The following is a 19,581-nucleotide window of genomic DNA, read 5'->3' on the forward strand; positions in this document are numbered from 1 at the left end:
GAGCTCAATATTATACTGTATTTATACATCGATATTAGCCTAAAATATTGTTGCGATACCTTATATTTGCGTTCCGATTTAAAAAATTAATGACAAAAAGACTTAAATACTACTATGTCAAATCATAAAATACTTACTATTGACAATCTGTCACTTCAAGAATTTGATTCTGAAGCCGAATTAATTCCATTATTGACTCCAGAAGATGAGGAAGAAATGAACAACGAAGAATTACCGGATTCTTTACCTATTTTACCTTTACGCAATACGGTTTTATTTCCTGGAGTAGTTATTCCGATTTCAGCTGGAAGAGATAAATCAATCAAATTGATTAATGATGCTAATGCAGCCGGAAAAGTAATAGGAGTTGTGGCTCAAATCAATGAAGAAGATGAAGACCCAACATTTAATGATATTCATAAAATTGGTACTGTAGCCCGAATTTTAAGGGTTTTAAAAATGCCTGACGGTAACGTTACAGTAATATTACAAGGGAAAAAACGTTTTGAAATAGCCGAAATGGTTTCAGAAGAACCTTATCTTACGGCCAATATTAAAGCGGTTCCTGAAAAAAGACCAACCAAAAAAGACTCTGAATTCAATGCAATAATTGATTCGGTAAAAGAATTGGCAGTTAAGATTGTCAACGAAAGCCCAAACATTCCTTCAGAAGCAACATTTGCCATCAAAAACATTGGAAGTCCTTCATTTTTGATCAATTTTGTTTCTTCCAATATGAATTTATCGGTAAAAGAAAAACAAGATTTATTATCGATAAATGGACTGAAAGAACGTGCCTTGGAAACACTTCGTTTCATGAATGTTGAGTTGCAAAAACTAGAATTAAAGAACGATATTCAATCCAAAGTTCGTTTTGACTTAGATCAACAGCAAAGAGAATATTTCTTGCATCAGCAAATGAAAACTATCCAAGAAGAATTGGGTGGTGTTTCACAGGAGGAAGAAATGGACGAAATGAGTGTGAAAGCCAAATCCAAAAAATGGGACGAAAAAACGCAAAAACATTTCGAAAAAGAATTGTCCAAAATGCGCAGAATGAATCCACAAGCTCCTGATTTTGGAATCCAAAGAAACTATCTTGAACTATTTTTGGAATTGCCATGGGGCGAATATTCTAAAGATAATTTTGACTTAAAACATGCCCAAAAAGTATTGGACAAAGATCATTTTGGATTGGAGGATGTCAAAAAAAGAATGATTGAGCATTTGGCCGTTCTTAAATTAAGAAATGACATGAAGTCTCCAATTATTTGTTTAACGGGACCTCCAGGTGTTGGTAAAACATCTATCGGTAGATCTGTTGCAGAAGCTTTGGGAAGAGAATATGTTCGTATCTCATTAGGTGGATTACGTGATGAAGCTGAGATTCGTGGTCACAGAAAAACCTATATTGGAGCTATGCCAGGACGAATCATCCAGAGTTTAAAGAAAGCTGGAACATCAAATCCTGTGTTTGTTTTGGATGAAATAGACAAACTCTCTTCTAGTCATAACGGAGATCCTTCTTCTGCATTATTGGAAGTTTTAGATCCAGAACAGAATAGTTCGTTTTATGATAATTTCCTTGAAATGGGTTATGATTTATCCAAAGTGATGTTCATAGCCACTTCCAATAATATGGCCGCTATTCAGCCCGCTTTGGTAGACAGAATGGAAATCATAAAAATGTCAGGTTATACTACTGAAGAGAAAGTTGAAATTGCAAAAAAACATTTGTTCCCAAAACAATTGACTGCTCACGGTTTGAAGGCCAAAGATTTGAGTATTGGCAAAAAGCAATTGGAAAAAATTGTTGAAGGTTACACTCGTGAATCTGGTGTCCGCGGATTGGAAAATAAAATTGCGCAAATCGTTCGTAATGCAGCCAAATCGGTTGCGATGGAGGAGGAGTACAACAAAAAAATAACCGATGAAGATATTGTAAAAGTATTAGGCGTTCCAAGATTAGAAAGAGACAAATATGAAAACAATGAAGTTGCCGGTGTCGTTACAGGTTTAGCTTGGACAAGTGTTGGTGGCGACATTCTTTTTATAGAATCATTACTTTCTCCAGGAAAAGGAGCAATGACGATTACTGGTAATTTAGGTACTGTAATGAAAGAATCGGCTACTATTGCTTTAGAATACATTAAAGCCAATGCCGAATTAATGGGATTGAATCCAGAAATACTTTCTAAGTACAACATTCATTTACACGTTCCGGAAGGAGCCACTCCAAAAGATGGTCCAAGTGCAGGTATTGCCATGCTGACATCGTTAGTTTCGTTACTTACTCAAAAACGAGTGAAGAAAAACTTGGCTATGACAGGAGAAATCACTTTGCGAGGAAAAGTATTGCCTGTTGGTGGTATAAAAGAAAAAATATTGGCAGCCAAAAGAGCTAATATTAAGGAAATCATCTTATGTCACGAAAACAAAAGTGATATCGATGAAATTAAAGCTGAATATTTAGAAGGTCTTACCTTTCATTATGTGAAAGAAATGAGTGAAGTTTTGGAATTGGCCATAACTAAAGAGAAAGTCAAAAATGCAAAAGAATTAAAATAACAAAAAATAAAATTTCAATTCTAAAAGGAATCATTTTTGATAGCCTATAAAATTCCAAACTCCAATTCATACAATTGGAATTTGGAATTTATTTTTAAAGTTTAATATAAGTATTTTATAATTTTATAATTTTATAATTTTATCTTCGCAGCTGCGTTTTAAATATTAGAAACAGCTTTTAAAGTATGTCCCAAAAACTTTTGTTATTCTATTTATTTTCTATATCTATGGTATCATACGGTCAAATAGGAGGGAAGTATACTTATGAGTTTTTAACCTTGGTTACATCTCCAAGGCAAGCTGCTCTAGGAGGAAAAACAATTACAATTTATGATGAAGATGTTAATGAAGCCTTGTTTAATCCTGCAACAATAAATGAAGAAATGAACAATCATTTGGCAGTGAATTATGGTAATTACTATAAAGAAGTTACTTATGGTACGGCTTCATATGCGTATACCTACGACCAACATTTACAAACATTTCAGGCAGGTATAAATTATATCAATTACGGAAAATTTGAAGGTTATGACGAAAACGGTTTGCCTACATCAGAATTTACAGGAAGTGAAATTGCTCTTTCTCTGGGATATGCCTATAATATTCCTTATACTGATGTTCATTTGGGAGCCAATGCCAAACTGATTGAATCTACACTAGAAAGCTACAATTCCTTTGGGGCTGCCGTAGATTTAGGAATGGTTTATATTGACGAAAAAAATGATGTGAATTGGGCATTGACCTTAATGAATATTGGAACTCAATTTACTACTTACGACGGTACCAGAGAAAAATTACCCTTTGAAATAATCGCTGGAGTTTCGCAGGAATTAGAACATGTTCCCATACGCTGGCACTTCACACTCGAAAATTTACAACAATGGAATTTGGCTTTTTCAAATCCTGTTCGCTCAGAAACTTCAATTGATGGCAGCATCACAGAAGAAAACATATCTTTTTTCAACAATGCGTTGCGGCATATGATTTTGGGAGTTGAACTTTTTCCAAAAAAGGCTTTTAACCTTAGATTAGGATATAATTTCCGAAGATCCGCTGAATTGCAAATCCAAGACCAGCGAAATTTTTCTGGTCTTTCCTTGGGATTTGGATTAAAACTAAATAAATTAAAATTCAATTATTCTTATTCGAAATATACTCTGGCGGGAAATACAAGTTTGTTTGGACTGACAGTTAATTTTAATGAGTGATTTATGAAAAAATGGCATAGACATTGATGCAGTTAGTAATGATAAAAAGTCTAATTTATAAATAAGTTAAAGTGATGAGAAAAATACTTTTAATTTTTATTCCACTATTTCTTTCGAGCTTTAGTATAAATTCTGATGATAATTCAACTGAAGAAAAACTTAATACTCAAGTTGAAGAAGTAAGAAAAATCGTTAATGAAAATCCTAAATTTAATAAGGAAATTGCTTTTTTTATTGATATGGAAATACGATCAGGTAAAAATCGCTTTTTTATTTATGATTTGAAAAATAATACAATTATTGATGAAGGATTAGTTGCCCACGGTTCAGGCTCAGAAACTGGAATTCCAGGAAAACTAAAATTTAGCAATGTAGCTAATTCTCTTAGTACATCATTGGGGAAATATTCGATAGGAAAGTATTACAATGGCCAATTTGGCAAAGCATATAAATTATATGGATTAGATGAAACAAACAGTAATGCTTTTCGCAGAAGTATAGTTTTGCACAAATTTTGGGCAGTTCCTTATGAAGAACAAGATAAATGTATATGTACAAGTTATGGCTGTCCTATGGTTAATGAAACTTATTTTAGTAGAATAGAAAAAATAATAGACAATTCTAAAACAAACATTATTCTTAGCATTTACTACTAAAGAGTAACTACTAAGAATAATGTTTGTTTTATAAAACGATATAAGACAACACAAATAATTAATTTTAGAAAATTGAAAAAAATTACCATAGCAATAGACGGATTTTCATCCACTGGAAAAAGTACTTTGGCCAAACAGCTTGCCAAACATTTGGGATATGTTTATGTAGATACAGGAGCTATGTATCGTGCTGTTACTTTGTATGCGATGCAAAACAATTGCGTTGGAACTGATTTTTTGGATAAAGAAAAATTGGTAAAAAGCTTACCTTCTATAAAATTGAGTTTTAAATTCAATCCTGAATTGGGTTTTGCCGAAATGTACTTGAACGATATCAATGTGGAGAAGGAAATCCGAACTTTGGAAGTTTCCAATTTTGTTAGCAAAATAGCAGCTATTTCAGAAGTGCGTTCTAAATTGGTAGAACAACAACAGGAAATGGGCAAAGAAAAAGGAATTGTTATGGACGGTAGAGATATTGGAACGGTTGTTTTTCCTAATGCAGAACTTAAAATATTCATGACTGCTGGAGCAGATACCCGTGCGCAAAGACGTTTTGACGAATTACAGGCAAAGGGCGATTCAGTTACTTATGAAGAGGTTTTAAAGAATGTGGTTGACCGCGATTATGTTGATACCCACCGAGATGACTCTCCTTTGGTAATGGCAGAGGATTCTATAGAAGTTGATAATTCTTATTTAGATCGAAAAGAACAATTTGATGTGGTTTTGGAGTTAGTAAATGAAGTAATTAATACTTTATAATTTTTTTGGTAATCTCAATTTTAATAGTAGATTTACGCGCCACAAAAATTCTACAAACATTAAAACGCAATTCATCTTATGGGAATTAAAAACAGATTGATAATAATGAGCTTTCTTCAATTCTTTGTTTGGGGAGCTTGGTTGATTACAATTGCAAATTATTGGTTTGGAACCAAAAACTGGGAAGGTACTCAATTTGGTTTAGTCTTTGGAACAATGGGAATTGCTTCTCTTTTTATGCCTACAATTGCTGGTATTATTGCTGACCGATGGATTAATGCCGAAAAATTATACGGAGCCCTTCATATTTTATATGGTGCAGTTTTGTTTTATATCCCAGAAGTTAGTACTCCAAGTACCTTTATTTATGTTATGCTTTTGGCTATGTGTTTTTACATGCCAACAATCGCTTTGAGCAATTCAATTTCATACAATGCTTTAAAGATTAACAACAAGGATGTTGTTAAAAATTTCCCGCCAATTCGTGTTTTTGGAACTATTGGATTTATAGTGGCGATGTGGATGACTAATTTAACAGGAAACAAAGCAACCGCTTATCAATTTTATATCGCTGGAATTGCAGCTGTTGTATTGGGAATTTATTCTTTTACTTTACCTAAATGTAAACCACAACGCTTAATCAAAGAAGACGCTTCTTTGATGGAAACATTAGGGCTGGAGTCTTTCAAATTATTTGCTAATTACAAAATGGCATTATTTTTTATTTTTTCTATGTTTTTGGGAGGTGCTTTGCAACTAACAAACGCTTATGGCGATGTCTTTTTGGATGAGTTTAAGCATTTTCCAAAATACGCTGATTCTTTTGTAATAAAATATTCTACCATTATTATGTCTATTTCTCAAATTTCTGAGACTTTATTCATACTTGCCATCCCATTTTTCTTGAAACGTTTTGGAATCAAACAGGTAATGTTGATTAGTATGTTGGCTTGGGTATTGCGTTTTGGATTGTTTTCTTTTGGAAATCCTACCGATGGATTGTGGATGATTATATTGTCTTGTATCGTTTATGGAATGGCTTTTGATTTCTTCAATATATCAGGTTCTTTGTTTGTGGAGACACATACTGATGCTAAAAATCGTTCGTCAGCTCAAGGAATGTTTATGATGATGACCAATGGAGTAGGAGCAATACTGGGAAGTACGACTTCAGGATGGGCAATTGATCGTTTTTTTACAAAGTCGTTTAATTCTACAACTGACTTGGCTTCGTTTTTACAAACAGATGTTACAAACTCAAAAATGGTCGAATTTGTAAAAAGTCAAGGAAATTCTATTTCTGCAGATGGCTTGTTTGATAAAGTAATTATGATGAAAGATTGGCATATGATTTGGTTGGCTTTTGCTGCTTATGCTTTGATTGTTGCGATTGCGTTTGCCATTTTATTCAAGCATGAGCACAATCCAAATGAAGAGGTAGTTGAGAATTTGAGTCATTAATTCTAATTTAGATTGAAATATACAATCCTAACAGGTTTTAAACTTGTTAGGATTTTTTACTTATAAAGACAAATTATAAAAGACAACTACAAAAACGATAATTATGATGAAACAAATTTTAGGGGTAATTACAGGTTATGCCATTTTTGTGATAAGTTCTGTGTTACTTTTTAGGCTTTCAGGTGTTAAACCACATGTCGAAGCATCTGTTGCTTTTATGTTTTTGACATTCATTTATGGAACTGCCTTTTCATTCCTTAGCGGGTTAGTTACTCAAATTATTGCCAAAACAAAGAACCTAAAAGTCAATTATATACTTTTTATTATTATGGCTGGTTTTGCCACTTTTTCTCTTTTTAAATCTGATGGTACTTCTTGGACTCAGTTGTTGGCTATTTTTGTTTTTTCTCCAATTTCGATTTTAGGCGGATTGTTTATAATCAAAAAAACAATATAACCTAACTAGCCCCGATAGCAGTGAAAATCCTCCCGCTTTTTTCGGGAGATTGCAACGGATAGCGGGAACAATGCCAATAAATACGCCTAATCGTTCGCTCCTAAACCTTTTTTTTGGCTGTTTAACGTTTTGTGTAAATATCTCTCTATAAATATTTTGCCATATTAAATAAAAGAATTAATTTTGCACACCTTTTGGTAGAGAAGAGTTTCCTTTAGGTATCAACAATTTAAGTAAAACAACTTCTGTATTTTTCTATCGCATGAAGAAACTCGAGAAAAAACAGAATACAAATTTTTTATCAGCATGTCTGAACAATTAAAATCACAAGAAGAGTTTTTAGCAAATTTTAACTGGCATAACTTCGAAGAAGGTATCGATGCAGTAGATGAGAAAAACTTATTGGAATTCGAAGAACTAGTATCAAAAACTTTTATTGCAACTGACCAAGAAGAAGTAGTTGAAGGAGTAGTTGTAAGAATCACAGATAGAGACGTTATCGTTGATATCAACGCAAAATCGGAAGGTGTTATTTCATTAAACGAATTCCGTTACAACCCAGCTTTAAAAGTAGGTGATAAAGTAGAAGTATTAATTGACATCCGTGAGGACAAAACTGGTCAATTGGTATTATCTCACAGAAAAGCACGTACTATCAAATCTTGGGATAGAGTTATTTCGGCTAACGAAACAGGAGAAATCGTTAATGGTTTTGTAAAATGCAGAACTAAAGGTGGTATGATCGTTGACGTTTTCGGAATTGAAGCTTTCTTACCAGGATCTCAAATTGACGTTAAGCCAATTAGAGACTACGATGTATATGTAAACAAAATGATGGAATTCAAAGTGGTAAAAATCAACCACGAATTCAAAAATGTTGTTGTTTCTCATAAAGCGCTTATTGAAGCGGATATTGAAGTACAGAAAAAAGAAATCATCGGTCAATTACAAAAAGGACAAGTATTAGAAGGTGTTGTTAAAAACATTACTTCTTATGGTGTGTTTATTGACTTAGGTGGTGTTGATGGATTAATTCACATTACTGACCTTTCTTGGAGTAGAATCAACCACCCAAGTGAAGTTCTTGAATTAGACCAAAAATTAAATGTTGTAATCCTTGATTTCGATGATGAGAAAACAAGAATTCAATTAGGATTGAAACAATTGAACGCTCACCCATGGGATGCTTTAAATGCTGATTTGAAAATTGGTGATAAAGTAAACGGTAAAGTAGTTGTAATCGCTGATTACGGTGCATTTATCGAAGTTGCTGAAGGTGTTGAAGGTTTAATCCACGTTTCTGAAATGTCTTGGTCAACTCATTTACGTTCTGCTCAAGATTTCGTAAAAGTTGGAGATGTTGTTGAGGCTGTTATCTTAACTTTAGATAGAGATGACCGTAAAATGTCATTAGGTATCAAACAATTGACTCAAGATCCTTGGACTGACATTACTTCTAAATACCCAGTAGGTTCTAAACATACAGGTATCGTTAGAAACTTTACAAACTTTGGAATTTTCGTAGAATTAGAAGAAGGAATTGATGGATTAATCTACATTTCTGACCTTTCTTGGACTAAGAAAATCAAACACCCATCTGAATTTGTAAATGTTGGTGAAAAATTAGACGTAGTTGTATTAGAATTAGATGTTGACGGACGTAAATTATCTTTAGGTCACAAACAAACTACTGCTAATCCTTGGGATCAATACGAAGATTCTTTCGCAGTTGGAACTATCCACACAGGTGAAATTTCTGAAATCGTTGACAAAGGAGCTACTGTAGAATTCGGAGATGATATCGTTGCTTTCATTCCTACACGTCACCTTGAAAAAGAAGACGGTAAGAAATTGAAAAAAGGTGATACTGCTGATTTCAAAGTAATTGAATTTAACAAAGAATTCAAAAGAGTAGTTGCTTCTCACACTGCTATCTTCCGCGAAGAAGAAGAGAAAAATGTGAAAGCTGCAACTGAAAATACTTCATCTGCATCTACTACAAACGCACCAGCTGCAACTTTAGGAGATAACAATGATGTATTGGCTGCATTGAAAGCTAAAATGGAAAAATCAGAGAAAAAATAATTTCTTGATTTTTTGAATATAGGAAGCCCCGCAAACTGCGGGGCTTTTTTTGTTTTAAAAATCATTCAAACTTATTATTGTTAAAACTCAAACTTATTTTGATCGTTAATATTAAATAAAAAGTTAAAAGTATGTTAAGTTATGTCAAAATGTTTATTTTTGGCAAAATCAAATAATATTTATGGTTCCAAAACTACGTTTTCCTACTCATTTTACATTTTATTCTTTTCTTACATTTTTCATTCTCTTTTTCTGTTCTATTGATGTTAATGCACAATGTGCGGGAATTGCAGGGAGTGATAATAACAGTTTGAATGTTTGTAACATTGCTGATCCATCAAGCGCATCTGTAGATCTGAATCTTCAATTAGGACCTCATACGATTGGAGGAACATGGTCTGATGATAATAAATCTTTAGGATTAAGCACGACAACTGGTTTTTTAAATGCACAGCAAATCAAGAAAAGTGGGATCTATAATTACACTTATACCGTTTCAGATGGGTTAGGGTGTACGGACTCTGCTGTTGTAACTGTTACTATTGGAGGGTACGCTGGAATTGCTGGTCCAGATTTTTCAGTTTGCAATAATGAAAGTTTGAATTTATTTAAGCTTTTTAAAGGAGTTCCAACGCCTTCACCACAAACAAATGGTACTTGGAATGATGATTCTGGTGCTGGTGGCTTATCAAGTAATACTCTAAACACAGCTATTCCACCCCCAGGTCAAACATATCCTTATACATATACAGTTCAATCTCCAGTAGGATCGACATGTAATCCAACTGTTTCTTCAACTGTAAATGTTTCAATATTTAGGGGTCCGGAATCGGGTACCCCAACGAATTTGCAATTGTGTTCTAATGTATTAGGCACCTACACTAATTTTGATTTATTTGGACAATTAACTGGACAAGATTCAGGTGGAGTATGGACGGATGCCGGACTAGGAGAAATAACTAGTGCCACAGATTCTAATATTAATATTCAGAATATTTACAATACGAGAGGACCAGGTATTTATAGATTTACCTATACCGTACTTTCAAATGATTTGATTTGTTCTGATAAATCATCGTTTGTAGATATAACTATAGAAAAACAACTTGATTTTACTGGGGCGACGTTAGTGGTAAACTCTGATATATGTGAAAATGAAATTCCAACAGCAACTTATAATGCGGTTTTAACACAAGGTACTCAAGTTATACCAAATGGTACTTATAACGTTACCTACACTATTTCGGGAGTACCTACACCAATACAAACTACAAAAAGTTTTTCAGGTGGTGTATTAACTTTTCCAATTCCGTCGACATATTTTCAACAAGTCAATAATTATTCCATTGATATTATCAATATAGTAGATGCAACTAGTCTTGGGATTTGTAACAATATTATTGGAACAATTGAAGATATTTTACATGTATATCCTATTCCTAAAATTAATAATGCTACACTTACTATTACACCAGTTTGCCAAACCTTTGACGTGCCAATTGATTTTTCAGGTACATCAAATCTTACTGACGGAAATTATGACATTGTTTACAACATAAGCGGTAATAATACTGCAACTGCAAAAACTACTATTATTAGTATTACTGGAGGATTAGGTGCTTTTACCATTCCAAAAGCTTTAATACCAAATGCAGGAGCAAACACAATTACAATTACCAAAATCACCAATTCTACTACTGGTTGCACCAATACATCTACACTTAATCAATCGTTTACGATAAATCCACTACCTGATGCAACCAATCTGACTGCAACAATTAAAGACATATGTCAAGGTCAGGCGACAAACGTTAAATTATCGGGTTTAGGAACATTGACTTCAATTTCGATTAATTACAATCTTTCTGGATCGAATATTACTGGTTCTCAAATTATTCCTTTGACAGTTATAGCTGGTGAAACCAATTTTGTTATTCCAACAACTGACATACCAAATGCAGGACTGACCTCTTTCACCATAACTGATTTGACCAATACAGTAACGGGTTGTACTTTGAGTATCAACAATAAAACGGATTTTACAGTAAATTCGATTCCCACTATTCCTGTTGCAAATGACCAGATTTTTTGCACTTCAGATAATGCAACAGTTGCTAATTTAATTCCACAGGGAAGTCAATATCAATGGTTCGATTCGGCAACAAGTACCGTTCCATTAACTAATACAACACCTTTAATTTCAGGAAATTATTTTGTGAAAGAGGTAAATGTGTTGACTGGTTGTGAATCAAGCTTAAAACCTATTGTTGTACAAATTAATGCAACTCCGCAAATAAATAGTGCAACATTAACAATTGTGCCAATTTGCCAAGGCTATTCAGCAAATGTAAATTTCTCAGGGACTTCCAATCTTGCAGATGGAAATTACAATATTCTTTATAACTTATCTGGAAGTAATATAGCAACTGCAATTCCCGCAACTTTAAGTATTGCTTCTGGGTTAGCTACTTTTAGTATAGCCTCCAATTTAATTCCGAATTCAGGAAATACAACTATAGCAATTACCAATATTACAAATGCCTTAACCAATTGTACGAGCACATCAACATTATCAAAAGTATTTATTGTAAACGGATTACCTGATATTGCCAATATGGTTGTAACCGTAAAAGACGGCTGTTTAGGTCAAGCCATAAATGTTGATATTACGGGATTGGGAACCTTATCGAATATCACTTTGAGTTATGCCGTATCTGGAGCAAACGCAATAAGTTCGCAAACAATTCCTTTAGCAGTAAGCGGGGGAAAAACATTTTTTTTAATTCCTGCCGGTAAACTTTTAAATACAGGAAGTAATACTTTGGTTATAACAGATTTAACCAATACTGGAAATGGTTGTTCTACAATAATCAATACTGTTTCCAAAAATTTTGTCATTAATTCCATCCCAAACAGTCCAACTGCGAGCAATCAAAAATTTTGCGAAACCAATTTAGCAACGGTAGCTAATTTAGCTCCTAACGGAAACCAATACAAATGGTATGATACTCCAACAAGTACAATTCCTTTAGCATCAAGTAAACTTTTGGTAACAGGAAATTATTACGTTAAAGAAATGAATGTAACTACTGGTTGTGAATCATTATCAACTCCGATAAGTGTGCTGATAAATACTGTTCAAATACCCGTTTTAAAACCAAATGGAGAAGAATTTTGCGGTATTGACAAGCCTACTATTCAAAATTTATCAAATAATACCTTTGCATCCGCAAATTTAGTTTGGTATGACGCTTTAACAAATGGGACAATAATTCCTAATACTGATTTGCTTTTAGAAGGAGCAACTTATTATGGTTTTGATTATGATGCAACAACTCAATGTTATTCTAGTGCATTGCCGGTAGCGGTTTCATTAACAGATTGCACTTTAACTCCTGACAAATTGAAGATTCCTGATGGATTTTCACCAAATGGTGATGGCGTAAATGATACTTTTCAAATTGTAGATATCGAATTTTCTTTTCCGAATTATACGTTAGAAATTTTTAATAGATACGGAAATGTGTTATTCAAAGGTGACATCAACAAACCGGATTGGAACGGAAAAAATTCAAATTCAAGCTTTATAGACGGTGATGCACCAGCTGGAGTCTACTTCTATATTATCAACTATAATAAAGACAATTTGCCTCCTAAACAAGGCCAACTTTATTTAAACCGATAATTCATTTCTTACCTATTAAATTTATTCTAATGAAAAAAATAATACTTTTTGTGTTTTTTTTCCTTTCCATACTAAAGGCAATCGCTCAGCAAGATCCTCATTTCACACAATACATGAACAATATGAGTGTTGTAAATCCTGCTTATGCAACGGCAACTCCCGCAATCTTAAATTTAGGAAGTTTGTATCGTTACCAATGGGCCGGAATCGAAGGAGCACCAAAAACCCTAACCTTATTTGCACACACACCTATAAATGAAAAGATAGAAGGAGGTTTCTCTTTAGTTTCAGACAATATCGGTGATGGTGCCAAAAAGGAAACAAATTTCTTTGCCGATTTCGCCTATGTTCTTCAATTGAATGAAAAGCAAAAACTTTCATTTGGGGTAAAGGCTGGTTTTTCATCAATAAGCACCAACTTTAATGGATTTCAATTAAATAGCGGTGATATCTCCACAGACAAAGCATTTGCTGAAAATATAAATGAAACTGTACCCAATATTGGAGTAGGAGCCTTTTATTTTAAGGATAATTATTATGTTGGACTTTCTGCACCAAACTTGCTTTCGGCAGAACACATAAAATCAAGACCTGACATTAATTCCTTTGGTCCTCGAGAAATTCATACTTATTTAACGGGAGGATATGTTTTTGACATTAATGAGGCTTTTAAATTTAAACCTGCTTTTATGGCAATATTTGTAAAAGGAGCACCGGTTTCTGTAGATTTAACGGCTAATGTATTGTATAATGAAAAATTCGAACTTGGTGCTGCTTATCGATTTGGTGATTCCGCAAGTTTATTGATGAATATCAATGTCAATCCAAATTTGAGAGTTGGTTATTCCTATGATTATGTCACTTCAAATCTAAGCCAATTCAGTTCTGGTTCACATGAAATTGTGCTATTGTATAACTTGGATTTATTAGGCAAAGGGTATGACAAATCACCAAGATTTTTCTAAAAAAGTAAACATGAAATCGACATGATTCAAATTTCAAAATATAATTTAGAATGGCGACACCATGTTCCTTTAAAAATCAAATATTAACTCCACATGAAAAGAATATATATAATCCTCATCGTATTTTCAATCCAATTCATTCAAGCCCAACAACAGGATTTGCAACGAGCAAACCTTTTGTTTGCTAAAACCTATTATAGTGCCGCAATTCCTTTGTATGAAAAAATTAGTACCAAAATCCAAACGGAAGAGGTAATTCAAAATTTAGGCGATTGTTATTATTTTACAAATGATTATGATAAAGCCCAAGAATTATATTCTCTATTAATTCAAAGTAAAGGCAAAGAACTAAATGAAGATTATTATTTCCGATATGCCCAGACATTGAAAGCCAAAGGAAAATATAATGAAGCAAATGACATCATGCGAAAGTTTTATTTGGCTTCCAATAATACTATAGCCATTGAAAAATTAGAGAGGGATATCAAAACCTTAAAGAACGTCAGCGCAATTGGACAAAGATTTGATATTCAAAATTTAGCAATAAATACAGCTAATTCAGAGTTTGGTGCTGTAGTTTTTGGAGATAACTTAGTTTTTGCAGCTGTAAAAAAGAAACCTAATTTATTTGATAAAACCTATAAATGGAATAATGAATCCTATCTCAATTTAGTCACCATTCCATTAAAAAATGTAAATGCAAATGATTCTATTGTGGCTTATTTTTCAAAAGATTTGAAATCGCCTATGCACGAATCGAATGCTATTTTTACAAAGGATGGCAAATTCATGTATTTTACCCGAAACAATTCAAACAACGGCAGGAGAGGGAAGAATACAGACAAAATATCGAACATTCAAATTTTCAGAGCTGAGTTTGTAAAGAATAAATGGACTAATATTGTGGCATTGCCTTTTAATAGTCCAGATTATTCTGTAGAGCATCCAGCTTTGAGTCCGGATGAAAAAACACTCTATTTTGCATCAGACATGCCTGGGACATTAGGCTCATTTGATATTTTTAGTGTTTCAATAGCGGGCTCTATTTATGGTAAACCAATGAATTTGGGAGAAAAAATAAACACTCCCAAAAGGGAGCAATTTCCATTTGTTTCGAGAGACAATAAATTATTTTTTTCTTCCAATGGTCATGAAGGCTACGGAGCTTTGGATATTTTTGTTTCAGACATTCAAGACAATACCTATTCTAAAGCTTCGAATGTGGGACTTCCAGTAAACTCGGGTTATGATGATTTTGCCTATTACATAGATTCTGATACGAAGGAGGGTTATTTTTCTTCTGATAGACCCGGTGGAAAAGGGAAAGATGATATTTATTCTTTAAGAGAAACCAAAGAATTACTTATCGAAGATTGCAAACAATATATTTCCGGTGTAATAACTGATGTCGATTCGCATCTTGTATTGGAAAATGCTATTGTAATCTTGAAAAACTCTGCCAATCAAGAGCTTGAAAAAACAATCACTACAGTAGATGGTAAATTTAGTTTTACAATTGCTTGTGAATCTAATTATTCATTATTGGCTACCAAAGAAAATTATACCGAGAATTCAAAATCGTTCCATATTTCGGGAGAAAGAAATAAATCGAATGATGGTTCTATGGAAATTCGATCTATAGAAATTATCAAAAAGGAAGAACAAGTAGCTTTGGAGAAAAAAATTGCTGCGGATTTAATTATAGCTCAACAATTGAAAGCTGCCGAATTAGTTGCACTTGAACAAAAAAAGAAAGCTGATGCAATTGCTCTTCAGGAAAAGAAAATCGCCGATGCCAATGCACTCAAACAAAAGAAAAAAGACGACGCTATTGCTCTTGAATCCAAAAGATTAGCAGACCTAGAAGCTGCTCAGCAATTGAAAAAAGACAAAATAGCTGCTGACAAAAAAGATAAAGAAATTGCTGCCGCCAAGAAAAAAGAAAAAACGGCTGCTATCGTTGCTGCCGAAAAAGATGTAGTCAAAGATAAAGACAGATTAATTATCAAGACTGATCCAATCTATTTTGATTATAACATGTGGTATATTCGAAAAGAATCGAAAAGAATATTAAATCGTATTGTTGAATTGATGAACAAATATCCTGAAATGGTTGTAGAAATTGGTTCACACACTGACAGTCGTGGAAATGCAAAATTCAACGCGGAGCTTTCTCAAAAAAGAGCGGATGCAACAAAAGATTATATTTTAGAACAAGGAATTCCTAAAAATAGAGTTCTTGCCAAAGGTTATGGAGAATCAGTTCCAATTGTAAAATGCATTCCTGATAATTCTTGTGATGAAGAACAACACGAATTAAACAGAAGAAGTGAGTTTGTGATAAAAAACTTGTAATAAATAATAGCACACAGCTGTATCATTTAAAAAAGGCAATCGGTTTTAAAACCTATTGCTTTTTTTTATTCTATTAAAAAAACATAACAAACTAAAAATCAATCAAAAAAGCTTTTTTTTCATCTTCTTAAGAAATAAAATTAAAAAAAATCATTTTTTATAAAACCAAAAGCAATCTGTTTACGTAAATGTCTTTATATAACTTTTAAAAATAGATTTTTATGAAAACTAGAAAATTTTTATCGATTGCATTTTTTGGATTAATGTTAGGAGTAACTTCTTATGCTCAAAAAAGTGTCATGGTTGGCGGAGCTGCTATGTACCCAACCAAAAATATTATTGAAAACGCAGTAAACTCAAAAGATCATACCACGTTAGTTGCTGCTGTAAAAGCAGCTGGTTTAGTTGAAACTTTACAAAGTACAGGACCATTCACCGTTTTTGCCCCAACAAATGCTGCGTTTGACAAATTGCCAAAAGGAACAGTAGAAAATTTGCTGAAACCTGAAAATCTAAAAACATTGCAAACCATTTTAACTTACCATGTAGTTGCCGGAAGAATGAATGCTACTGATATAGCAAATGCAATTAAAGAAGGAAATGGAAAAGCAATGTTGAAAACAGTGAGTGGTGGAACATTAATTGCCTGGATGCAAGGAAAAGATTTATATATTTCCGACGAAAATGGAAATAAAGCTAAAGTAACAATTGCCAATGTAAATCAATCAAATGGAGTAATTCATGTAATCGACACGGTTCTTTTACCTAAACAATAATTGTTTGTTTGATGTTAATTAGTTTATTGCCAAGTTCTGATTGATTACCAGAACTTAAAAAAAATCCCAATACTAAAAAAAATTAGTATTGGGATTTTACATTTATTATAAAGAAATTATCTCAAACTTGCTCCAAGTTCAGTTTCAAAATTCTTTATTAGTTTATTCATTATTTTATCAATCTGCGCATCTTCAAGTGTTTTCGCAGCATCTTGAATTGTAAAACTCAATGCGTAGGATTTTTTACCCTCAGGTAAATTTTGTCCCTCGTAAACGTCAAACAAATTGACATTTTTCAATAATGATTTTTCTGTTTGTCTGGCAATGGCATAAATAGCATCATAAGTGACATTTTGATCAACCAATAAAGCCAAATCTCTACGAACTTCCGGATATTTTGGAATTTCAGTATATTTTATTTTGCTCGACATTAATTTTAAAACGGCAGCCCAATTGAAATCTGCGTAGAAAACTTCTTGTTTGATTCCGAAATGTTTTAATACTGATTTCTTAACCACACCAAATTCAACTAAAGAATCATTTCCTAAACCTAAAGCAATTCCTTCTGAAAACACATCCGAATTTACTGATATACTTTTTGCGTTAGTAATTCCTAATCTTGAAAGTATGCCTTCTACATATCCTTTGAATAAAAAGAAATCGGAAGGTTTTGGGGCATTCGTCCAATTTTCTTGGTTTCTATTGCCTGTTTGAAATAAAGTTAAATGCTTAATTTCTTCGTAACCTGATAAAAATTTATGATATGATTTTCCAAATTCAAATAATTTTAGATCAGAATTTTTACGGTTTATGTTATACGATATCGCTTCCAATCCTGAAAATAACAAAGACTGACGCATTGTTGCCAAATCACTACTTAATGGATTTAACATTGTTACATTGTGTTCCTCTTTAAGCATTTCTGAAAGTTGCACATAAGAAGCAGTAGTCAATGAATTGGCCATCATTTCATTAAAACCTTGGGAATTCAATTGATTTGCTACTGTATTTTGTACTTTGTAATCCTCATTTCGTGGAGAATTTGAAACTGTTGCATTCAATTTTTTGGAGAATACAATGTTGTTATAGCCATACACCCTCAAAATTTCCTCGATCACATCAATTTCTCTTTGCACATCTACGCGATAAGCAGGAATAACCAACCCTAAACCAGCATCCGAAACACTGTTTATTTTTATTTCCAAAGAAGCTAAAATTTGTTTAATCGTATCTTTTGGTAGTTCTTGCCCAATAATGCGTGCAACATTTTTGAAATTTAAAAATACTGTAAAGTCTTCAATTTTCTTTTGATAAATATCTACAATATCGGATGTGATTTCTCCCCCTGCCACTTCTTGTATCAATAAAGCAGCTCTTTTCAAAGCATACTCCGTAATTGTTGGGTCAATTCCTCTTTCAAATCTAAAAGAAGCATCGGTATTCAATTGATGTCTTTTGGCAGATTTACGAATACTCACTGGATTAAAATAAGCACTTTCTAGGAAAATAGAATTGGTTGTTTCAGTCACTCCTGATTTTTTTCCTCCAAAAACACCAGCAATACACAAAGGTCCTTTTTCGTCACAAATCATTAAATCTTCTTCATGTAAAGTTCTTTCTACATCATCCAAAGTAACGAATTTTGTACCAGCGGGAAGTGTTTGAACAACAATCTTTCCTTTAATTTTTGCGGCATCAAAAGCGTGTAATGGTTGTCCTAAATCATGTAATACATAATTGGTAACATCCACAATATTATTTTTTGGATTGATTCCAATGGCTTTCAATCTATTTTTTAACCATTCTGGAGATTCTTTTACTGAAATACCAGAAATAGTAACGCCACAATATCTTGGCGCAAGATGAATTTCTTTGACATCAACATCTATTTTTAAAGTTCTTTTGTCAACTCTAAAATTACTTACAGATGGCGTAATTAATTCAACATTAATTCCTTTTTGAATCAATCCAGCTCTTAAGTCACGCGCAGTACCTAAGTGACTCATTGCATCAGCACGATTTGGCGTTAAGCCAATCTCAAAAACTTCGTCGTTTTCTATTTTGAAAACTTTTGACGCCAATGTTCCAGCTGGAATAGAATCATCAAGTATCATGATTCCGTCATGACTTTCGCCAAGACCCAATTCATCCTCTGCACAAATCATCCCATGACTTTCCTGTCCTCTTATTTTCCCTTTTTTAATGGTAAAAGAATTTCCATCCTTATCAAATAAAACAGTTCCAATAGTCGCTACTGGCACTTTTTGACCTACATCAACATTACTGGCACCGCAGACAATTTGCAAAGGAACACCATCGCCTAAATCAACTGTCGTGATTTTTAATCGATCAGCATCTGGATGAGGCACACAAGTAAGAACATGTCCTACAACGATTCCTTCTAATCCGCCTTTTACCGATTGGTATTTCTCAACGATTTCAACTTCAAGTCCTAAATCGGTAAGTAATGCTGATGTTTCATCCGATTTCCAATCAATTTTAATAAATTGTTTTAACCAGTTGTAAGATATTTTCATGCGAAGTTATTATATGTTTTTAATTAGAAAATGGTATTACATTTAAAATTCCAATTTAAATTT

At 33.1% G+C, this 19,581-nt stretch carries 12 protein-coding genes; 11 read left to right on the plus strand and 1 reads right to left on the minus strand.

Annotation, left to right across the window (positions count from 1 at the left end; genetic code table 11):
- Positions 1-114: 114 nt before the first annotated feature.
- From lon to HQN62_RS11640, 11 genes are all read left to right on the plus strand, one after another.
- On the plus strand, positions 115-2,568 hold the full coding sequence (gene lon / locus HQN62_RS11590; protein ID WP_116798186.1) for an endopeptidase La: 2,454 nt from the start codon (positions 115-117) through the stop codon (positions 2,566-2,568).
- Positions 2,569-2,753: 185 nt separating this feature from the next.
- Complete coding sequence (gene porQ / locus HQN62_RS11595; RefSeq protein ID WP_173504463.1) at positions 2,754-3,776, plus strand: type IX secretion system protein PorQ; 1,023 nt, start codon at positions 2,754-2,756, stop codon at positions 3,774-3,776.
- A gap of 74 nt (positions 3,777-3,850) precedes the next feature.
- Positions 3,851-4,432 (plus strand): murein L,D-transpeptidase catalytic domain-containing protein, encoded by a 582-nt coding sequence (locus HQN62_RS11600; RefSeq protein ID WP_173504464.1) that lies wholly within the window; start codon positions 3,851-3,853, stop codon positions 4,430-4,432.
- 72 nt (positions 4,433-4,504) lie between these two features.
- Complete coding sequence (gene cmk, locus HQN62_RS11605) at positions 4,505-5,197, plus strand: (d)CMP kinase (protein WP_116798183.1); 693 nt, start codon at positions 4,505-4,507, stop codon at positions 5,195-5,197.
- A 78-nt stretch (positions 5,198-5,275) separates the two neighbouring features.
- Positions 5,276-6,658: a nucleoside permease gene (locus tag HQN62_RS11610; protein WP_116798182.1), complete on the plus strand. Its 1,383-nt coding sequence runs from the start codon at positions 5,276-5,278 to the stop codon at positions 6,656-6,658.
- 103 nt (positions 6,659-6,761) lie between these two features.
- Positions 6,762-7,115 carry a hypothetical protein gene (locus tag HQN62_RS11615; RefSeq protein WP_173504465.1) on the plus strand — a complete coding sequence of 118 codons (354 nt, stop codon included), beginning with the start codon at positions 6,762-6,764 and terminating at the stop codon, positions 7,113-7,115.
- Positions 7,116-7,421: 306 nt separating this feature from the next.
- The gene (rpsA, locus tag HQN62_RS11620; protein ID WP_111410796.1) at positions 7,422-9,200 is read left to right on the plus strand and encodes a 30S ribosomal protein S1; all 1,779 of its coding nucleotides are present in this window, start codon (positions 7,422-7,424) and stop codon (positions 9,198-9,200) included.
- Positions 9,201-9,381: 181 nt separating this feature from the next.
- On the plus strand, positions 9,382-12,885 hold the full coding sequence (locus HQN62_RS11625; RefSeq protein ID WP_173504466.1) for a T9SS type B sorting domain-containing protein: 3,504 nt from the start codon (positions 9,382-9,384) through the stop codon (positions 12,883-12,885).
- A 29-nt stretch (positions 12,886-12,914) separates the two neighbouring features.
- Positions 12,915-13,850, plus strand: coding sequence for a PorP/SprF family type IX secretion system membrane protein (locus HQN62_RS11630; RefSeq protein ID WP_173504467.1), 936 nt, complete (start codon positions 12,915-12,917; stop codon positions 13,848-13,850).
- Between the two features lie 93 nt (positions 13,851-13,943).
- Positions 13,944-16,205 (plus strand): OmpA family protein, encoded by a 2,262-nt coding sequence (locus HQN62_RS11635; RefSeq protein ID WP_173504468.1) that lies wholly within the window; start codon positions 13,944-13,946, stop codon positions 16,203-16,205.
- A gap of 221 nt (positions 16,206-16,426) precedes the next feature.
- A complete protein-coding gene (locus tag HQN62_RS11640) occupies positions 16,427-16,981 on the plus strand; it encodes a fasciclin domain-containing protein (RefSeq protein ID WP_173504469.1) in 555 nt (184 codons plus the stop codon).
- Between the two features lie 116 nt (positions 16,982-17,097).
- Here HQN62_RS11640 and pheT read toward each other — a convergent pair whose 3' ends face one another.
- Complete coding sequence (pheT, locus tag HQN62_RS11645; RefSeq protein WP_173504470.1) at positions 17,098-19,518, minus strand: phenylalanine--tRNA ligase subunit beta; 2,421 nt, start codon at positions 19,516-19,518, stop codon at positions 17,098-17,100.
- Positions 19,519-19,581 lie beyond the last annotated feature (63 nt).

Origin of the sequence: Flavobacterium sp. M31R6 (assembly GCF_013284035.1) — a bacterium.
Taxonomy (GTDB): Bacteria; Bacteroidota; Bacteroidia; order Flavobacteriales; family Flavobacteriaceae; genus Flavobacterium.